Source organism: Rossellomorea sp. y25 (genome assembly GCF_038049935.1).
Taxonomy (GTDB): Bacteria; Bacillota; Bacilli; order Bacillales; family Bacillaceae_B; genus Rossellomorea.
Genome location: NZ_CP145886.1, coordinates 1,338,034 through 1,355,144 on the forward strand (window position 1 = coordinate 1,338,034; position 17,111 = coordinate 1,355,144).

The following is a 17,111-nucleotide window of genomic DNA, read 5'->3' on the forward strand; positions in this document are numbered from 1 at the left end:
ATATTTTACCATAAAAAAGGTAACCTAAATTCAAGGTTACCTTTTTTTATTAATTCAGCTGTCCATTCCTAAGTCTCTTCAGCCAACGTTTTTGTCGGAAGCTGATAAACAAATAACCAACTAAACTTAATCCAGATACGACGAAACTACCTTGCCAAATGAAATCCACGTCGAATCCCATTCCTGTGAAGGCGCCAACACCACTGAAGAGTAGAAGGATGAAAGCCTGCTTCTTCTGGTTTTCAAATACCACAAATTGAAACTCATTTTGCTGATGATGATCCTTTTGCTCGAGTGCTTTTTCCGGTACGTCCAGGAGCTGACGGACTTTTTGCACCGTTTGAAACAAGGGCTGAGCACTTATCCATTTCATGAGAAGCTCCCACTTGTTTGTGTTACTATCCTTTATCCAATCCATGAAGGCGGGTTTGACGACATCGAGGGTTTCCTCATCGGGACTCAATGTATGGACAAGTCCTTCTATGGTTGCAAAAGACCGACCTAAAAAGATGAAGCGGGTAGGCACTTGTACAGGTAATGATTTCACCATATCATTTATTTCTTTCTTCACGGTTAGCAGATCCATCTGTTTGAACTGCTCCATATCGAGTGTGACAAACTCCTTTAGTACGGGTTCTATCGTTTTCGGACTTGCATCAGGAAGCAAGAACCCTAATTGAGCCAGCGCTTCTGCTGCTTTCCGGAAATTTTTTAGTAGGATTCCTTCCAGAAGATCTTGAAAGTGAGTGGAATCTCTCTTCGAAATTTCCCCGATCATTCCGTAATCAAGGAGAACGAAGGTACCATCCGGTTGAAGCAGTATATTCCCTGCATGTGGGTCGGCATGGAAGATTCCTGGCTCGAGCCATTGGGGAATGAAGAGGCGAAACAATTCCTGAGCTAACTTCTGACCGTCCAATCCATACGACTCAAATGCTTTTCGGTCATTCAATCGAACGCCATCCACCCACTCCATCACCAATACTTTATCTGTACAAAGTTCAGGGTACATAGCAGGAATCTTCACGTTAGGATGGTCCTTGAACCGCTGCTTAAATGAAATGGCCGTGTTCATTTCCTTTGAAAAGTCGAGCTCTTGCTCGATGACCAGCTTCAATTCCTGATAAAGCATTTTGAAATCAATGAACCCTTTTGGAACAGGTGCGAAATGTCTGGCAAACCAAATAATGATGGCAAGGGAGCGGAAATCCGTCTTCACCAGGGAAGGAATCTCAGGGCGCTGCACCTTGATAGCTGCTTGCTTACCATCTGACAGCGTCGCCTTATATACTTCTCCTATAGAAGCTGATGCAACAGCTTCCTGGTCGATGGCCTGAACCTTAGTAGTCACTGAGCTGTCCCATTCACGTTCCAGAACCCTTTCAATCTCCTCCCATGGTGAAGGAGGAACGTGATCGACCAGATCCTGTATTTGATTAATAAATCCTCTCGGCAGTAAATCCTCACGTATACTGAGGAGCTGTCCAACCTTGATCAAAACACCATTTAATTCAAATAAGGTCTCTTTAAACTCTTTTCCTATCTTTTCCCAAAGCTTATCTTTCTCCGATTGGGACTTACCGCGAAGACGGTACCAATAGACTCTTACTACGATGGAAAGAGCCAGTGATAGTACCTTCCACATTCTCCAAAGCTTCTTCTCTGACTTCATCGTTTCATCCCCCGTAACTGGACTATCTCTATCTATTATGTAATACGGATAAAAAAGAAGAAAGTTTCTCTAACTTATAATCAAAATATTACATTTTTTTCATTCGATTTTTATGGTATTTTGACACCTTTGTGAACTGCTTAAAAGCCTATTGCAATAAGGAGGGAGAAGAGGTATATTATAAGTGTAAAGAGAATGTGAAAAATTTCACAAACAAAACAGCTATCAAATCGAAACCATCACAAACTTTGATCAACTGTTTTTTTAATCACACTTGTGAAATATTTCACAATATACATCCAAAAGGAGATGATCCATCATGAGATGGTGGGAAAATCAAAAGGTGAGCTTGGTTTGGACAGTGATTAGAATTTGGTTGGGCGTTCAGTGGCTGGAAGCGGGTTGGCACAAAGTGAATGATGGTTTTGATGCAACCGGCTTCTTGCAAGGAGCATTGGCTAAGGCGACGGGAGATCATCCAGCCGTTCAAGGGTGGTACGCAGAATTTCTAAAAGGGTTCGCTATTCCCAATGTAGATTTATTCAACATCTTGATTCCTTGGGGAGAAGTGCTGGTGGGAGCTGGTTTGATTGTCGGATTCATGACAATACCTGCACTAGTCGCAGGAGCATTCATGAACTTAAATTTCTTATTGGCGGGTACAGTGAGCACGAATCCAGTTCTCTACACAGTTGCCATCATACTTCTATTTGCCGGCAGAGGGGCTTTCTGTTGGGGAGCTGACCGATGGGTGTTACCATACCTGAAACATATGGTTCTTCCTAAACAGCATAAAAAGCCGATCGTGGTATGATAGTACGTTTAATTAAAACCACCCATGATGGTTTCTCATGGGTGGTTTCTTAATGAATTCCTCAGAACCTATCTTTTTTTACCTACAGGGAGTGCACTATTGGTTTTTCTTCACTCGTGCACGCTGGTTGGCAGCATTGGCGCGAGCTTGTGCTTCCATATCAGCCTGGTCGGCAAGTTCACGTGAGAACTCTTCGTCAACACCGTCAGATTTGAGCTGAGCGGGTGTTTGTGGCAAGCTGTTTTTGTTTCCTCGTTTACTATTTCCGCGTGATCTGCCCAATATGAACATCCCCTTTTCAGTTGGTTAAAAAAATAAAGGTACAGACTAAGGAGTCTGTACCTTTATTCTTCTTCAAAGTAAGGGTTTTTAGTTAGGTAATAATTGTCTATCTATGGGCTTTGGAGCTGAAGCCGCCTGCACGATCAGCTGCTTTGAATTCTCGTGAATACGTTACTTCCTGGGCACTGGATAGAACCGATTTGTTTTTGTCTTTCTTTTTCTTATTATCCATTCGTATGTACATCCCTTCTTTTCAAGATTACTTCTATTTTTGCCTTGAAAAGAAGGGGGCATACCTGTGTTTTAATGATAAATGTCAATCAAGGCACTTTTTAATTCAGGGTATTCAAATTGAAAACCGTTTTCTGAAAGGACACTCGGAAGTACTTTTTGGCCTTCTAGCACTAAGGCGCTCATTTCACCCATTGCTACTTTTAAAGCAAGGGAAGGGACAGGAATCCAGTGTGGCCTGCCAAGCACGGCCCCGAGTGTTTTCCCGAATTCTTTCATGGTAACGGGAGAGGGTGCTGTCACATTCACCGGTCCAGAGATGGATTGTGTTTTAACAATGAAATGCACCGCTCTTGCAATGTCTTTAATATGGACCCACGACATCCATTGGTCACCGGACCCAACCGTTCCTCCCACAAACATTTTATAAGGAAGAGCGATACGAGGGAGGGCGCCTTCCTCCTCTCCCAGTATAATTCCGAAACGAGCATATGCAACCCGGATATCCAACTGATTCGCCTTGCTCGCTTCTTTTTCCCATATTTGAACGGTTTCTCCTAAAAAGTTGTCTGCCGTTTCCGTTGACGCTTCCGTATACGTATTCGTTTTTGAAGAAGGATAGTAGCCGATTGCACTTGCGTTAATAAGACACGCGGGTTTCTCTTTCAGTGCCTTAATAATGTTCATTACCTCTTGAGTCGAGTTGATTCGGCTATTGATGATTCGTTTTTTACGCTCATCCGTCCAGCGGCCGCTGTTGATGGATTCCCCTGCAAGGTTAATGAAGGCTTGGATTCCTTCGAGCGCATCTTCAGGTTTCGCACCGTCGGACAGCCATTTTACGTAGGTAACACCTGAACGATTGTCGTATTTATCCGGGTTCCGGGTAAGTATCATTACTTCGTGATGGTGTTCGAGAAGTTCATCCGTCAAAGCCTGACCGACAAAACCCGTACCACCTGTTATAGCGATCTTCATCATCATCCCTCCAATATACATATTATTTTACCTATCTACAGAATAAAAAACATATGCTGAATGTGTTAGGATTACTATGAGGTGGAAAAAATGGGTAAGATTACGAAAATAACGAAGCAAGTAAAGAACGATGAGCGTTACAATTTATTTATAGATGGAAAATATTCTTTCAGTGTCGATGAAGCAGTATTGGCGAAGTTCCAGCTCAGAAAAGGATTGGAAGTCGATGAGCTTGAAATCTCCGAGCTACAGTACGAAGACGATGTGAAAAAAGCATTCAATAAAGCCATTCAGTATTTAGCCTATCGAATGCGTACGGAAAAAGAAATTAGGGACCATTTACAAGAAGGTGATCCTGAAGATGGCGTCATACAGGAAGTGATTCATAAATTAAATGATATTAAATACATCAATGATTTAGAATTCGCCCACGCTTTTGTCGGGACCCACATGAATACCTCTGATAAGGGTCCGACATGGATCCGCGGGGAATTAAGAAGAAAAGGGGTGGATGACCCTTATATCGAAGAGGCCCTTGCTGTATTTACCGAAGAGAAGCAGGTAGACAAGGCGGTCGGACTAACCGAAAAACTTCTTCAAAAGTACCGGAAAGATTCCAAAATGATCGCCAGGCAAAAAATTGAACAAAACCTGATGCGAAAAGGTTATCCTGGTTCTGTCATGAAAATTGTCTGGGAGACAGTGGAATCTGATCGTGATGACGATGAAAAATGGGATGCCGTCTATCACCAAGGGCTAAAGGCTCATAGAAAACTTAGTTCTAAATATGATGGATATGAGTATGTCCAAAAAATGAAACAAACGCTATATAGAAAAGGTTTTTCAATGGAGGACATTGAAAGACTTTTAGAAGAGTTAAAAGAAAATGAAGAATGATCTTTGGTTTTCAAGATAGAGTGAACTACAAGGGGGAAGCCTGGTGGAGATTTTCACGATACTATTTGCTTGTTTAACACTGTTGCTGCTAATCGGTACGACTAAAAAATTTAAGCTATATGCAGGTGGATTAGTGGTGGGGGCAGCCATTCTATTTATTATTGGTGAAATCATCATTAAAGTCCAAACTGGCTTCTATTCACTGGGGAAACAAGAGTGGTATAACCTAGGATACGCCGAAACCATGGGGAAATGGGTGATGCCATTTTTTATTTTGGGTTTGACGATCTTCTTCATCCTCGTGAACACCCGGATGATTCAGCAGTTTCTAAAAAGAAAAGACGGTATCCGCTGGGTTTGGATGGCATTTTTAGTGGTTATTGATGCATTCGCTGTATTTTTAGTGCCAGTGTTATTATTTATCGTGGCCTTTATATTCTTCCCCTTTGCTCCATAAATGAGAAGGCAGTCTTCGTTGAGGGAAGGCTGCCTTTTGAGGCTTATTTTTTTGATTCAATGACGATTTCGTCTTTTTCTTTGTATTCATTCACAATCAATTCAGCTACTTCTTTAGGGGAGCGAAGCCTTGATGGATCACTGATATGATCACTGTTCTCCCAAAATGGAGTATTCATCCCACCCATATACGCATTCACGATGCGAAGATTTGAATCCTCGTACTCCTTCTGTAAACTTTCACCAAATCCTCTCAGAGCAAACTTACTCGCTACATACAATGATTCGTTCTTTTTACCTCTAAGGCCAGCTGTTGAAATAATGTTAATGATGGTGCTATTTTGGGCCAGTTGATTTAGCAGTGCCTTGGTAAGTCGAATGGGACCCAGTGCATTCGTTTCAAACATGCTTACTAATTCCTCATCGTCCGTATCCTTGAAGGGGCCGAAATAACCTATCCCTGCGTTATGTATGAGTAGTTCTACATGTTGGCCCTGGAGGTGAGTTTCACTGAATTGTTGAATGGCACCAGTTGAACGTATATCCAACGTGGCAAAAGAAACCTTTCCGCCTATGCTTTCGATTTCTGCTGCCGCTTCGTTTAAGCGGTCTTCCGTTCGTCCAAGAAGGAAGATATGATATCCTTGCTGGCTAAGAAGTTTTCCTAATTCTTTTCCGAGGCCCGAGCCTCCTCCTGTGATGATGGCTGTTTTCATGAAGGTAACATCCTTTCTCGTGAATGTGGTTAGATGATTGTCCGAAGTGCTTGTCGGGTCTACCGAGCCGTCTCCGCTTTTCTTATTGTCCAGCTCCAGCGGCTAGCCCCTCGAGGTCATAAGCCGCGATGGCCAAAAAGGCAAAGAACGCCTTTTCAGCCATCCCGTCTTATGCTTGTCGGGGCTGACCAAGCCGCTTCCGCTTTTCTTATTGTCCAGCTACGACTCCTAGCCCCTCGAGATCACTTTTTAAAAATCCCATAAGGCAAAGAGCGCCTTTTGGGATTTTCCAAAAGTGCTTGTCGGGTCTACCCAGTCGTCTCCGCTTTTCTTATTGTCCAGCTCCAGCGGCTAGCCCCTCGAGGTCATAAGCCGCGATGGCCAAAAAGGCAAAGAACGCCTTTTCAGCCATCCCGTCTTATGCTTGTCGGGGCTGACCAAGCCGCTTCCGCTTTTCTTATTGTATCATTTTCTCTATACTACTATTAGTAGAGGTGATGAAGATGGAACAAGAGAGAAGATATAGTGAGATGACGGAGCATGAGTTAAAGCAGGAAATTGCTTCGTTGAAGGAAAAGGCAAGAAAGGCTGAACAGCTGGGGATTGTGAATGAGTTTGCCGTATTGGAGCGAAAGGCTCTTATGGCCCAGGCTTATTTAATGGATCCTGACAGCTACAAGCCTGGTGGAATCTACGCGATAGAAGGAGATCCCGGTACATATTTCAGAGTGGACTACTTAAACGGGGTATTCGCTTGGGGATATCGCTTGGGTGGCGATGGAAAAGAAGAGGCTTTGCCTATCTCCCTTTTAGCTGGAGAAAAGAAATAATGAAGAGGTCCGTCATAGGGACGGACCTCGGAAGCAGTCTAGGAACGCTTGCGTGTCTGGTTCTCTAGAATGATTAAGTCTTGAGTTTGTGTGGTTTGTCCATTAGCTTGGGAATGGGCATGCTTTGGATTGTAGAATGCCTTGTTAAATGGACTACTGTACTTATTTCGGTAGAAGTTGTTTTTCATGTTTGCCATCGTGACTACCCCCTAAACAAATTTCACTTCATTAAAGTGAGTCGTGATCTCTTTCTCCAGAAGCTTTCATACGTTCTTGAGGATGGGTATTGATGGTGCCGTTAGCCCTTTTAGATGCAAATTCCGCTTTAGCTCTCGGTTCACCTTCGAATTTATTGTTATTCATGTTAGGGAACCCTGTCGTTTTATTTCGCATAATGTGCCTCCTAAAAGGTGAAATGTACTTACTCATACCGTGAAGAAGCAAAGATTCACAACTAAGCTTAACCACGTACTAATAGTATGGGTGAAATGGTGTACATTATCATAAAAGCGGGAACTAAATATATGGAAAAGGAGGAGACAAAATGGAGTCAACATTCCACGAATTAACACAATTGTTAATTGAAAAAAATAACAAGCTATCTTATGAAAAAGCGAGAACCTGGATTGAACTTGTCTGGGAGGATTTCGAAGCAACATACGCAAAAGCAGGTTACGATTATAAAGGGAAAGCAGTAACGGAGAAAGTCGTTCGCCAATGGGTCAATACGTACGGGGAACAGATCCATGAATTTGCTGCACAAAACCCTAAATACAAACACCTGATCGACGATAAAGAAGATGGCGATTTAGTACACTAAAGTGATGAGGGACGGACCTTGAAAAGGTCCGTCCCTCACTGCTTTAATCGATTAAAATGTCGATGTCGACTTTTGAGCGGAGTTTTTCTTCGCTGAAGACCCATCCTGTGTAGGAGCTGACGATGTTCAGGTCTTTGTCGAGCTGGACCAGGGCGACAAATGGATAGTGTCCATTATTTCTGTAGCGAAGATCGATAAAGCGTACTTCAAAGTGATCGTCGTATTCGTCCAATTCCCAGCGGAAAACCGGTGAAAAGGAAAGAAAGGCTGCAAGATTTTTATCTTTTTTAGCAGCATTGATCACTGGATTTTCAGGTATCGGTATCCGTTCAAATTTATCAAAAATCGTAATCGACCGTCTAAATGCCCTTGCGACATAATAATGCTCCTTCGTCACGATGGCTAATCGCCATTGGAAAAATCGGATGGTCGGCGAAACGATGATTTTCTCCGCTTTCGGAATTCTTCGCTTCACCGCATTTTTCACGGCTTTTTGAACCTGGAATCTCAATACATAATAAGCAAAAATCACAATGTACATGACCAAAAAGGTTTTTCCCGGTGGTAATCCAAAGCCCCAAAGGATCAATCCCCCAATATGAATCCCGAAAATAATCGGGTCAAACGTGTTAATGACCCCTAAAGCGACCCATTTCGACGAAATCGGCCTGATTGCCTGGGTCCCATAGGCGTTGAAAATGTCGACAAATACATGAAGGAATACGGCCACAAATGTCCAAATCCATAAATGAAGCAAATCTGCCCCCGGGAAAAATGGATAAAGACAAGCGACGATTAAAAGCGGCCATAGAGCAACGGCTGGAATGCTATGGGTGATGCCTCGGTGATGACGTATATAAACAGCATTATTGCGTAATTTCAAAACGGTATCAATGTCTGGTATTTGAGAGCCGATGACTGCTGCAACTAACACACTTTGAGAAGTGGCTGCACTTTCAGCAACAACGGGATCCAGGGTGGCTAAGCCCCCAAGAGCGAAACCCATGACAATATGAGTGCCTGTATCCAAAAAAAGTCCTCCCTTGGCTCATTTTCATCTGTTTTCTTTATGACTTGTATTCATTTTTGAACATGATATGGTTAAAAGGAGTTTATTTCAATGAAAAACACTTTACACATTTACTTAGAATATGAAATAAAACAAAATTTTCAACCTCAATATAAGCAGATTATGAATAATATTGTAGAGACATTACCACAATACGACGCCTTTAATATCCAATGGGAAAAGTCTGAAGCCGACTCTAATCGTTACATCGAACGGTTTATTGTGCCCACGGAATCCCATTTCCATGTTTTGAAACGTTTACGAACTTCCCGTCGTCATTTATTATTTGGATTATTGGACGAATGTATTTGTGGAGGGTTAAAAGAAATAAACCTTGTTGGATTAAAAACACAGCTTTAATTATTTATTCCCTATTCAACGTAACATTTAACATCCTGGAGGTAAAAAATTGACTGAAGAACCATTGAAACATTTACAAACCATTAACCGTGAGGAATTCCAGAAAGATTTAATCTCATGGTTTTCAAGAGAACAGCGAGATCTGCCGTGGAGGAAGGATCAAGATCCCTACAAAGTGTGGGTGTCCGAAATCATGCTTCAGCAAACGAGGGTGGATACGGTCATACCTTATTTTAACCGATTCATCGAAAAATTTCCTACCATAGATGCTCTTGCAATTGCAGACGAAGAAGATGTCCTGAAAGCATGGGAAGGACTCGGCTATTACTCGAGAGTCAGGAATCTCCAATCCGCTGTAAAAGAAGTGAACGAAAAGTATGATGGTATCGTCCCTGATACTCCGAAAGAGATTTCGTCTTTAAAAGGAGTGGGCCCATACACAGCGGGAGCGATCTTGAGTATTGCCTATGGCAAACCGGAGCCTGCTGTCGACGGAAATGTCATGAGGGTATTTTCACGTATCCTGTCCATCTGGCTGGATATTGCCAAACCTGCTTCACGAAAAGTGTTTGAAGAAGCCGTCAGAAATTTGATTTCTGAAGAGAACCCATCCTATTTCAATCAGGCATTGATGGAACTTGGTGCCCTGATTTGTACTCCGACTTCACCATCCTGCTTACTATGTCCTGTTCGGGAGCACTGCCAGGCATTTGAAGAAGGGGTTCAAACTGAGCTTCCGATCAAATCGAAGAAGAAATCTGCCCGTAAATTGAATATGGCGGCAGCTGTTTTGTTTACGGAAGATGATCGAGTCGTTATTCATAAACGTCCAAATAAAGGTCTGCTTGCGAATTTATGGGAATTCCCTAATTTTGAAGTGGGAAATTCAAGCGGCGGTCGAAAGCAATTGGTTGATTTCATGGAGGAAGAATACAAGGTAGATTGCTCTTTGAAAGCAGGGGTTGTCACGAAAATCCAGCATATATTCTCTCACATAGTGTGGGACATTGAAGTATATGTTGGTTCTATCGACAGCGCTACTCTTGATGCCAGCGACCTGATTGCCGTTACGACTGAAGAATTAGAGAAATATGCCTTCCCCGTTTCCCATCAGAAAATTTGGAAGGAAACTGGAGCAGGAATACTGCAAAAATAAAAAAGAGCAGCCGTGATGGTTGCTCTTTATATAATCATTTCAATCGTAACTAACCTTCGTGCCATGAGTATAATCTGCTTCACCCCGCTTCAATCCACCGCGGTTTTCAATTTCCTCAATAATTTCTCGGTGAATCGATTGTCCTTCTGCGTTCAAATAGGGTACTATTTGTTGTAGTGAATGATGAAAGAAAGCAAGCTCGCTTTTCTCCCATTCATTTTTTGGAATCATTGAAAGCTCTGTCATATCTCTGCCTACATACATAACTCATTCCTCCATTTAACTGACATGCTCTTATTAGTGTGCATGTTAAAGACATGGTTATGCCTTACACCAAATGGAAAATGAAATTGAAAGGATGATCAACATGAGTCAAAAAGTAGCATTAGTCACAGGTAGCAGCCGCGGACTTGGACGGGAAATCGCAATTCAACTAGCTGAAAAAGGATACGATATCGTCGTTAATTACGCACGAAGCAAAAAAGGTGCACTTGAAACGGCTGAACAGGTGGAAAAGTTGGGACGAAAAGCATTTGTCGTACGGGCGAATGTAGGGGACGTCGATAAAATCAAATCGATGTTCGAACAGATCAAAGAAGAGTTCGGCCGTTTGGATGTTTTGGTTAGTAACGCAGCATCAGGGGTTCTTCGTCCAGTCATGGAGCTTGAAGAATCTCATTGGGATTGGACGATGAACATTAACAGCAAGGCATTACTATTCTGTGCCCAGGAAGCAGCAAAGTTAATGGATAAGGGCGGACGCATCGTAAGCATAAGCTCATTGGGATCCATCCGTTATTTAGACAATTACACAACTGTGGGAGTATCTAAAGCTGCAGTTGAAGCATTAACGCGTTATCTTGCCGTTGAGCTTGCACCACGTGACATTATCGTAAATGCAGTTTCCGGTGGTGCGATCGATACAGATGCACTCAAGCATTTCCCTAATCGTGAAGAGCTCCTGGAAGATGCCCGCAGTAAAACACCTGCAGGACGAATGGTGGAAATTGATGATCTTGTGAAGTCTGTCATGTTCCTCGTTTCGGACGATTCTTCCATGATCAGAGGACAAACCATCATCGTCGATGGCGGTCGTTCACTACTCGTTTAGTGGAATGTTTTTCCTGAAAAAAATCGAATAGTGAAATCCACGCTTGGTTATCTTAATAAGCGTGGAGGTGATTACAATGGCAAAACAACCAAACAAAACTCAAGCTGGTACAAGCGTTCAACATGTTAAGCAACAAAACGCTCAAGCTGGTGCAACTCAGCAACAACAATACGGTACTGAGTTCGCTTCAGAAACAACAGCAGCTCAACATGTGAAACAACAAAACCAACAAGCAGAAGCTAACAAAGCGAAAGCTTCTGGTAAATACGGTCAACAACAATAATTGAATTGTTCTTGACGGAGAAAGCACCCAATTGATTGGGTGCTTTTTCGTATTTTTACATATAATGGAATTCGAACGCCCGCACACACTCAGATCCACATCGACAAAACTGGTGGCATTGTGACAGAAGTTGTCAAAGGGTTTGGGGTTGGAAAGGAGAATGTTTTAGGAGAGCTTGTTTAGAGGAGTTGGTTGGAGTGATACAGCATCGATTTAATGAGTTGGTTTCAGAGCAGTTAGAAACGATGGATAAGTTGTTATATCTTCAGTCGGAGATAGAACGGTGTCAGGATCTGGAAAAGGAATTACTTCAGCTTCAAGAGATGACGAAGGTTGAATCTATAAAGAGAGAGATTGCGTCAAAAAAGAAGGAACTTAAAGAGATTCAAAAAATGTTTCAACGGCAAACCGATGATGTGATTCGTTCATATCAAAAGGAACAAAACAGTGTGACAACGTAAAAAGCAACTTTAAACGTAAGTGGAAACGAGATATGTTTCACGAATAAACCTTTCACCCAAATGCGGGTCAAGTAAAAGGCAGCTCTCCCAATTTATAATAAAAACCCATTTTTGAACCGAAATCGGGCGATTCTTAAAGGATATTTTCTTTAAGGATAGCCCTTTTGTTTTAAATTTTCTGAGGAAACGTTATAATGATAGAATAGATAAGTATATATAAGGGTAATTATGAAATGAAAGAAGGGGATACGATGGCGGTTCCCACAGAAGGAAAATCTGTACAAATACATAGCTTTAAGCATGATGGCAACATTCACCGGATATGGAATGAGACGACGATCCTGAAAGGAACAAGCAATCAGATTATCGGTGGAAATGATCGAACGATGGTGACGGAATCCGACGGAAGAACGTGGATGACCCGTGAACCGGCAATATGCTATTTCCATTCAGAGCTATGGTTTAACATTATTTGTATGATTCGTGAGGACGGTATTTATTATTATTGTAATTTAAGTTCACCATTTGTATATGATCATGAAGCGATCAAGTATATCGATTACGACTTGGATATTAAAGTGTTTCCTGATATGACATATACATTGCTGGATGAGGATGAGTATGAAGCTCATCGTAAATTGTACGGTTACCCGGATGTGATCGATCACATCCTGAAGCGAAATGTAGACAAGCTTGTTCGCTGGATCCGACAAAGAAAAGGGCCTTTTGCTCCGGACTTTATTGATATTTGGTACGAGCGCTATTTGACTCACAGGGGGTAACACAGCTGGAAAATTGTATAGGCATTAAAGGGCTGACCCAGTAAGGAGCAACCTTTTCATTCCCAAACAGGATTTGAAGAGGAACAGTGCTGCGTTCCATACAGGGTCATCCCTTTTTATTGGGGCAAAATAAATACTAACATCTTAGAAAGGAGTAATCACTTGGATAGTATCAAACGCTACCTTCAATTTGTAAAACCTTATCGGTGGCAAATTATCGGTACATTAATTATAGGTATTATTAAATTTACGATTCCCTTATTGATTCCGATTTTAATCAAATATGTCATTGATGATATAGTAGGGGCTTCTGGCTTATCTGCGGAAGAAAAGACCGATCAATTACTGATGATCATGGGGATCATGCTTGTCCTTTTCTTACTTGTAAGACCGCCTGTAGAGTATTATAGGCAATACTTTGCTCAGTGGACGGGTAACAAGATCCTGTATGATTTGAGGGATCATTTGTTTTCACATATTCAACGACTAAGCTTTAAATATTATTCGAATACAAGAGCGGGGGAAGTCATTTCCAGGGTCATCAATGACGTTGAGCAAACGAAGAATTTCGTGATCACCGGACTGATGAATCTATGGCTCGATGCGGCTACCATAGTCATTGCCCTCTCCATCATGTTTACGATGGATGTTTCGTTAACACTTGTTTCTCTTATAGCGTTTCCTTTCTATGCTTTCTCCGTCCGTTATTTCTTTGGAAGACTTAGAGGGTTGACGAGAGACCGTTCTCAGGCATTGGCGGAGGTTCAAAGTCATTTACACGAACGGGTCCAGGGGATGGCCGTCATAAAGAGCTTTGCTGTTGAAGACTACGAACAGAAACAGTTTCAGGATCAGAATAGCAATTTCTTAACCAAGGCCTTGAAGCAAACAAGCTGGAATGCGAAAGCGTTCGCGGTTGTGAATACTATTACGGATATTTCTCCATTAATCATCATTGGGTATGCTGGACTGCAAGTCATTGATGGAGATTTGACCATTGGTACGATGGCTGCCTTTATCGCATATATCGATCGTCTTTATGGTCCGCTTAGACGACTGGTGAATTCTTCAACAACCTTGACTCAATCGATCGCTTCCATGGACCGTGTATTTGAGTTCATGGATGAGAAGTATGATATTGATGATGAACCAGGTGCGATTCCTTGTAAAAATGTACGCGGGGATATTCATTTTAAAAATGTTTCCTTCCGCTATGAATCTGAAGAGGAGGAGGTACTGCGTAATCTCAACCTTGATATTAAAACGGGTGAAACCGTTGCTCTGGTCGGGATGAGCGGAGGAGGGAAATCATCCTTCGTCAGTCTGATTCCCCGGTTCTACGATGTTACAGATGGTGAAATTCTTTTAGATGGTACGGATATCAGAAGATTTCAGGTGAGATCATTGCGGGACAATATCGGAATGGTTCTTCAGGACAATATTCTCTTTAGTGAATCGGTCAAGATGAATATTAAATTCGGTAATCCTGATGCGACGGATGAAGAAGTAATAGAAGCTGCCAAGGCGGCGAACGCACATGATTTCATCATGAAATTACCTCAAGGCTATGACACGAAAGTAGGGGAACGAGGCGTGAAACTATCGGGCGGACAGAAGCAACGTGTCGCGATTGCCAGGGTATTCCTTAAAAACCCGCCGATACTCATACTGGATGAAGCAACGTCAGCTCTTGATCTGGAAAGTGAACACCTGATCCAGGAATCCCTTGAAATCCTGGCGAAAGATCGGACGACCTTCATAGTCGCCCATCGTCTATCAACGATCACTCATGCTGATAGAATCATTCATATGGAACACGGAGAAGTTGTCGAAATGGGGACACATGAAGAGTTGATGGCGAAGCAGGGCCATTATTATAAACTGTTCCAAGTACAACAGCTTGATCAATAAAATGTAAAGTCATGACTTATCACGATACATGTGATAAAAGTCATGACTTTTTTTGTATATCAAAAAAATATATCGAACTTATTGCAGGTGTGTCGTGAAGAAAGTAGGGCTAAATAACTTTATCTGGAAGGAATGAAAAGAATATTTGGACATATATTGAATTGAATTAGGAATGAAAGAGCATATGAATTTTGTGTGGAAAAATTCTGAAAATAGATTGCAACATTTGTAACATCTTGTATAATAAGAAACATATAAAATTTAGAAAATAAGCACTATTAAGAAAAGAGAGATAGTTTCGAAGAGGAGGATTTGAATGAGCGAAGCGCGTCCTTTACTAAAAGTGGAAGATTTAAGGACCTCCTTTTTTACTGATGACGGAGAAGTTCCTGCAGTCGATGGAGTTAGTTTTCATGTGAATGAAGGGGAGGTGCTCGGGGTCGTCGGGGAAAGCGGATGTGGTAAAAGTGTTACATCCCTATCCATAATGGGCCTTGTACCGAAACCACCGGGGAAAATAGTAGGTGGAAAGATTCTTTATAAAGATGAAGATCTGACACAAGCATCGGAAAAGCGGATGAGAGATATCCGGGGTAATGATATAGCGATGATCTTCCAGGAACCGATGACATCTTTAAACCCTGTTTTTACCATAGGTGATCAATTAACGGAAGCAATACGGATACATACGAAGGTTGGAAAGAAACAAGCAAGAGATAAAGCAATCGAAATTATGAAGATGGTAGGTTTGCCGAGATCGGAAGAGTTGATCAATGAATACCCGCATCAGCTATCAGGCGGTATGAGACAAAGGGTCATGATTGCCATGGCAATGGTCTGTGATCCACGTGTGTTGATAGCAGACGAGCCGACAACCGCTCTTGATGTGACGATTCAGGCCCAAATTTTAAAATTGATGAAACGATTAAATAAAGAGCTGAATACAGCGGTCCTCTTGATCACTCATGATTTGGGAGTTGTAGCCGAAACATGTGAACGAGTGGTCGTTATGTACTCAGGTAAAGTGGTGGAAGAAGGTACGGTAGAAGAAATCTTCAAGAACCCGCAGCATCCTTACACGAAAGGTCTGATTCAATCCGTACCGGACATGAGAATCAAGCAGCAGCGATTGCATTCAATTCAGGGGAATGTTCCTAAACCGGGATCCATCAAGACCGGATGCCGGTTTGCAGCCCGCTGTGATTATGCCTTCGATCGCTGTTTAGTCGAAACACCGGAATTATATGAAACATCACAAGGACATTGCACACGATGCTTCCTGTTCGATGAAGTGGAGGAGGGAGTTTATGACGGAACCGTTGCTAAAGGTTGAGAATCTTAAGAAACACTTTCCGATTACAGGAGGAATTCTTGGACGACCTGTCAGTTCGGTAAAAGCGGTAGATGGGGTTTCTTTTACCGTGAATAAAGGAGAGACACTTGGGATCGTAGGAGAAAGCGGATGTGGAAAGTCGACGACGGGCAGGATGCTTATGAGACTCATCGATCCATCGGAAGGAAAGGTGACATTCGAGGATCGAGAACTTACCAGTCTATCAAACTCAGAAATGAGAAAGATTCGCCGGGAAATGCAAATGGTCTTTCAGGATCCTTTTGCTTCCTTGAATCCAAGGCATACTGTTGAGCAGATTCTCGAAGAACCATTAAAGGTCCACGGAATGGGTTCAGCGAAGGAAAGAAAAAAGAGGGTTCATGAACTACTCAATATTGTTGGGTTAAGCAGTTATCATGCCAAACGTTATCCACATCAATTCAGTGGTGGACAAAGGCAGCGAATTGGTATCGCCAGAGCACTTATGACAAACCCAAAACTCATCATTGCCGATGAGCCTGTGTCAGCTCTTGACGTATCCATTCAGTCCCAGGTCCTGAACCTGATGCAGGATTTGCAAAAAGAGTTCGGACTCACCTATATCTTCATTGCGCATGATTTAGGTGTAGTTAGACATATAAGTGACCGGGTAGGCGTGATGTACCTCGGAAAAATGGTAGAGCTGAGTAATAGTGAAACTCTCTATGAAAAACCGCTTCACCCATACACCCAGGCACTACTATCAGCGGTACCGGTGCCGGATCCTGATTTCAAAAGAGAAACAATTCTCTTGCAAGGGGATATTCCGAGCCCGTCCAATCCACCGAGTGGTTGTACATTCCACACCAGGTGTCCGCATGCTACGGAGATATGTAAACAGAAAGTGCCAGAATTCAAGGAACACCAACCAGGGCATTATGTAGCTTGTCATCTTTACTAGAAGGCAAGT

The 17,111-nt window shown here is 42.3% G+C and carries 23 protein-coding genes; 14 read left to right on the forward strand and 9 right to left on the reverse strand.

Annotation, left to right across the window (positions count from 1 at the left end):
* Positions 1-49: 49 nt before the first annotated feature.
* Complete coding sequence (locus AAEM60_RS06565) at positions 50-1,672, reverse strand: AarF/UbiB family protein (protein WP_341357705.1); 1,623 nt, start codon at positions 1,670-1,672, stop codon at positions 50-52.
* Between the two features lie 319 nt (positions 1,673-1,991).
* On the opposite strand from AAEM60_RS06565, the gene AAEM60_RS06570 reads away from it, so the two are divergent.
* Complete coding sequence (locus AAEM60_RS06570) at positions 1,992-2,486, forward strand: DoxX family protein (RefSeq protein WP_341357706.1); 495 nt, start codon at positions 1,992-1,994, stop codon at positions 2,484-2,486.
* A 96-nt stretch (positions 2,487-2,582) separates the two neighbouring features.
* Here the strand turns inward: AAEM60_RS06570 and AAEM60_RS06575 are convergent, their stop codons facing one another.
* The 3 genes from AAEM60_RS06575 to AAEM60_RS06585 all read right to left on the reverse strand — a co-directional run bounded on the left by AAEM60_RS06575 (position 2,583) and on the right by AAEM60_RS06585 (position 3,977).
* Complete coding sequence (locus AAEM60_RS06575; RefSeq protein ID WP_044339722.1) at positions 2,583-2,768, reverse strand: YfhD family protein; 186 nt, start codon at positions 2,766-2,768, stop codon at positions 2,583-2,585.
* Positions 2,769-2,874: 106 nt separating this feature from the next.
* The gene (locus tag AAEM60_RS06580; RefSeq protein WP_079531092.1) at positions 2,875-3,000 is read right to left on the reverse strand and encodes a YfhE family protein; all 126 of its coding nucleotides are present in this window, start codon (positions 2,998-3,000) and stop codon (positions 2,875-2,877) included.
* Positions 3,001-3,071: 71 nt separating this feature from the next.
* Positions 3,072-3,977: a TIGR01777 family oxidoreductase gene (locus AAEM60_RS06585; protein WP_299745036.1), complete on the reverse strand. Its 906-nt coding sequence runs from the start codon at positions 3,975-3,977 to the stop codon at positions 3,072-3,074.
* A gap of 90 nt (positions 3,978-4,067) precedes the next feature.
* Here AAEM60_RS06585 and recX point away from each other — a divergent pair, with 90 nt between their 5' ends.
* Positions 4,068-4,874 (forward strand): recombination regulator RecX, encoded by an 807-nt coding sequence (recX, locus tag AAEM60_RS06590; protein WP_299745039.1) that lies wholly within the window; start codon positions 4,068-4,070, stop codon positions 4,872-4,874.
* A 43-nt stretch (positions 4,875-4,917) separates the two neighbouring features.
* Positions 4,918-5,331: a hypothetical protein gene (locus AAEM60_RS06595; protein ID WP_299745041.1), complete on the forward strand. Its 414-nt coding sequence runs from the start codon at positions 4,918-4,920 to the stop codon at positions 5,329-5,331.
* A 43-nt stretch (positions 5,332-5,374) separates the two neighbouring features.
* Here the strand turns inward: AAEM60_RS06595 and AAEM60_RS06600 are convergent, their stop codons facing one another.
* Complete coding sequence (locus tag AAEM60_RS06600; protein ID WP_299745044.1) at positions 5,375-6,046, reverse strand: SDR family oxidoreductase; 672 nt, start codon at positions 6,044-6,046, stop codon at positions 5,375-5,377.
* A gap of 503 nt (positions 6,047-6,549) precedes the next feature.
* On the opposite strand from AAEM60_RS06600, the gene AAEM60_RS06605 reads away from it, so the two are divergent.
* Complete coding sequence (locus tag AAEM60_RS06605; RefSeq protein ID WP_299745047.1) at positions 6,550-6,876, forward strand: YfhH family protein; 327 nt, start codon at positions 6,550-6,552, stop codon at positions 6,874-6,876.
* Positions 6,877-6,914: 38 nt separating this feature from the next.
* Here the strand turns inward: AAEM60_RS06605 and AAEM60_RS06610 are convergent, their stop codons facing one another.
* Positions 6,915-7,073 carry a YpzG family protein gene (locus tag AAEM60_RS06610; RefSeq protein ID WP_082051311.1) on the reverse strand — a complete coding sequence of 53 codons (159 nt, stop codon included), beginning with the start codon at positions 7,071-7,073 and terminating at the stop codon, positions 6,915-6,917.
* A 31-nt stretch (positions 7,074-7,104) separates the two neighbouring features.
* Entirely contained in the window at positions 7,105-7,269 is a 165-nt protein-coding gene (locus AAEM60_RS06615; RefSeq protein WP_044339716.1) for a small, acid-soluble spore protein K, read from the reverse strand.
* Between the two features lie 151 nt (positions 7,270-7,420).
* On the opposite strand from AAEM60_RS06615, the gene AAEM60_RS06620 reads away from it, so the two are divergent.
* A complete protein-coding gene (locus AAEM60_RS06620) occupies positions 7,421-7,696 on the forward strand; it encodes a YfhJ family protein (protein ID WP_299745057.1) in 276 nt (91 codons plus the stop codon).
* 43 nt (positions 7,697-7,739) lie between these two features.
* Here the strand turns inward: AAEM60_RS06620 and AAEM60_RS06625 are convergent, their stop codons facing one another.
* On the reverse strand, positions 7,740-8,726 hold the full coding sequence (locus tag AAEM60_RS06625; RefSeq protein ID WP_299745060.1) for a metal-dependent hydrolase: 987 nt from the start codon (positions 8,724-8,726) through the stop codon (positions 7,740-7,742).
* Positions 8,727-8,816: 90 nt separating this feature from the next.
* On the opposite strand from AAEM60_RS06625, the gene AAEM60_RS06630 reads away from it, so the two are divergent.
* Both AAEM60_RS06630 and mutY read left to right on the forward strand, forming a co-directional pair.
* A complete protein-coding gene (locus AAEM60_RS06630) occupies positions 8,817-9,125 on the forward strand; it encodes a hypothetical protein (RefSeq protein WP_299745063.1) in 309 nt (102 codons plus the stop codon).
* Between the two features lie 49 nt (positions 9,126-9,174).
* The gene (mutY, locus tag AAEM60_RS06635) at positions 9,175-10,281 is read left to right on the forward strand and encodes an A/G-specific adenine glycosylase (protein WP_299745066.1); all 1,107 of its coding nucleotides are present in this window, start codon (positions 9,175-9,177) and stop codon (positions 10,279-10,281) included.
* A gap of 39 nt (positions 10,282-10,320) precedes the next feature.
* Here the strand turns inward: mutY and AAEM60_RS06640 are convergent, their stop codons facing one another.
* Positions 10,321-10,545 carry a hypothetical protein gene (locus AAEM60_RS06640; protein ID WP_299745069.1) on the reverse strand — a complete coding sequence of 75 codons (225 nt, stop codon included), beginning with the start codon at positions 10,543-10,545 and terminating at the stop codon, positions 10,321-10,323.
* Between the two features lie 103 nt (positions 10,546-10,648).
* Here AAEM60_RS06640 and fabL point away from each other — a divergent pair, with 103 nt between their 5' ends.
* From fabL to AAEM60_RS06675, 7 genes are all read left to right on the forward strand, one after another.
* Positions 10,649-11,392 carry an enoyl-[acyl-carrier-protein] reductase FabL gene (fabL, locus tag AAEM60_RS06645; RefSeq protein ID WP_034762580.1) on the forward strand — a complete coding sequence of 248 codons (744 nt, stop codon included), beginning with the start codon at positions 10,649-10,651 and terminating at the stop codon, positions 11,390-11,392.
* 76 nt (positions 11,393-11,468) lie between these two features.
* Entirely contained in the window at positions 11,469-11,675 is a 207-nt protein-coding gene (locus AAEM60_RS06650) for a gamma-type small acid-soluble spore protein (RefSeq protein WP_299745079.1), read from the forward strand.
* A gap of 197 nt (positions 11,676-11,872) precedes the next feature.
* On the forward strand, positions 11,873-12,136 hold the full coding sequence (locus AAEM60_RS06655) for a YgaB family protein (RefSeq protein ID WP_299745082.1): 264 nt from the start codon (positions 11,873-11,875) through the stop codon (positions 12,134-12,136).
* A gap of 251 nt (positions 12,137-12,387) precedes the next feature.
* The gene (locus tag AAEM60_RS06660) at positions 12,388-12,918 is read left to right on the forward strand and encodes a DUF402 domain-containing protein (RefSeq protein WP_299745151.1); all 531 of its coding nucleotides are present in this window, start codon (positions 12,388-12,390) and stop codon (positions 12,916-12,918) included.
* A gap of 162 nt (positions 12,919-13,080) precedes the next feature.
* On the forward strand, positions 13,081-14,829 hold the full coding sequence (locus AAEM60_RS06665; protein ID WP_299745085.1) for an ABC transporter ATP-binding protein: 1,749 nt from the start codon (positions 13,081-13,083) through the stop codon (positions 14,827-14,829).
* Between the two features lie 316 nt (positions 14,830-15,145).
* Positions 15,146-16,162 (forward strand): ABC transporter ATP-binding protein, encoded by a 1,017-nt coding sequence (locus AAEM60_RS06670; protein WP_299745087.1) that lies wholly within the window; start codon positions 15,146-15,148, stop codon positions 16,160-16,162.
* Complete coding sequence (locus AAEM60_RS06675) at positions 16,137-17,102, forward strand: dipeptide ABC transporter ATP-binding protein (RefSeq protein ID WP_299745090.1); 966 nt, start codon at positions 16,137-16,139, stop codon at positions 17,100-17,102. The genes AAEM60_RS06670 and AAEM60_RS06675 overlap by 26 nt, the downstream gene beginning before the upstream one ends.
* The last annotated feature ends 9 nt before the right edge of the window (positions 17,103-17,111 follow it).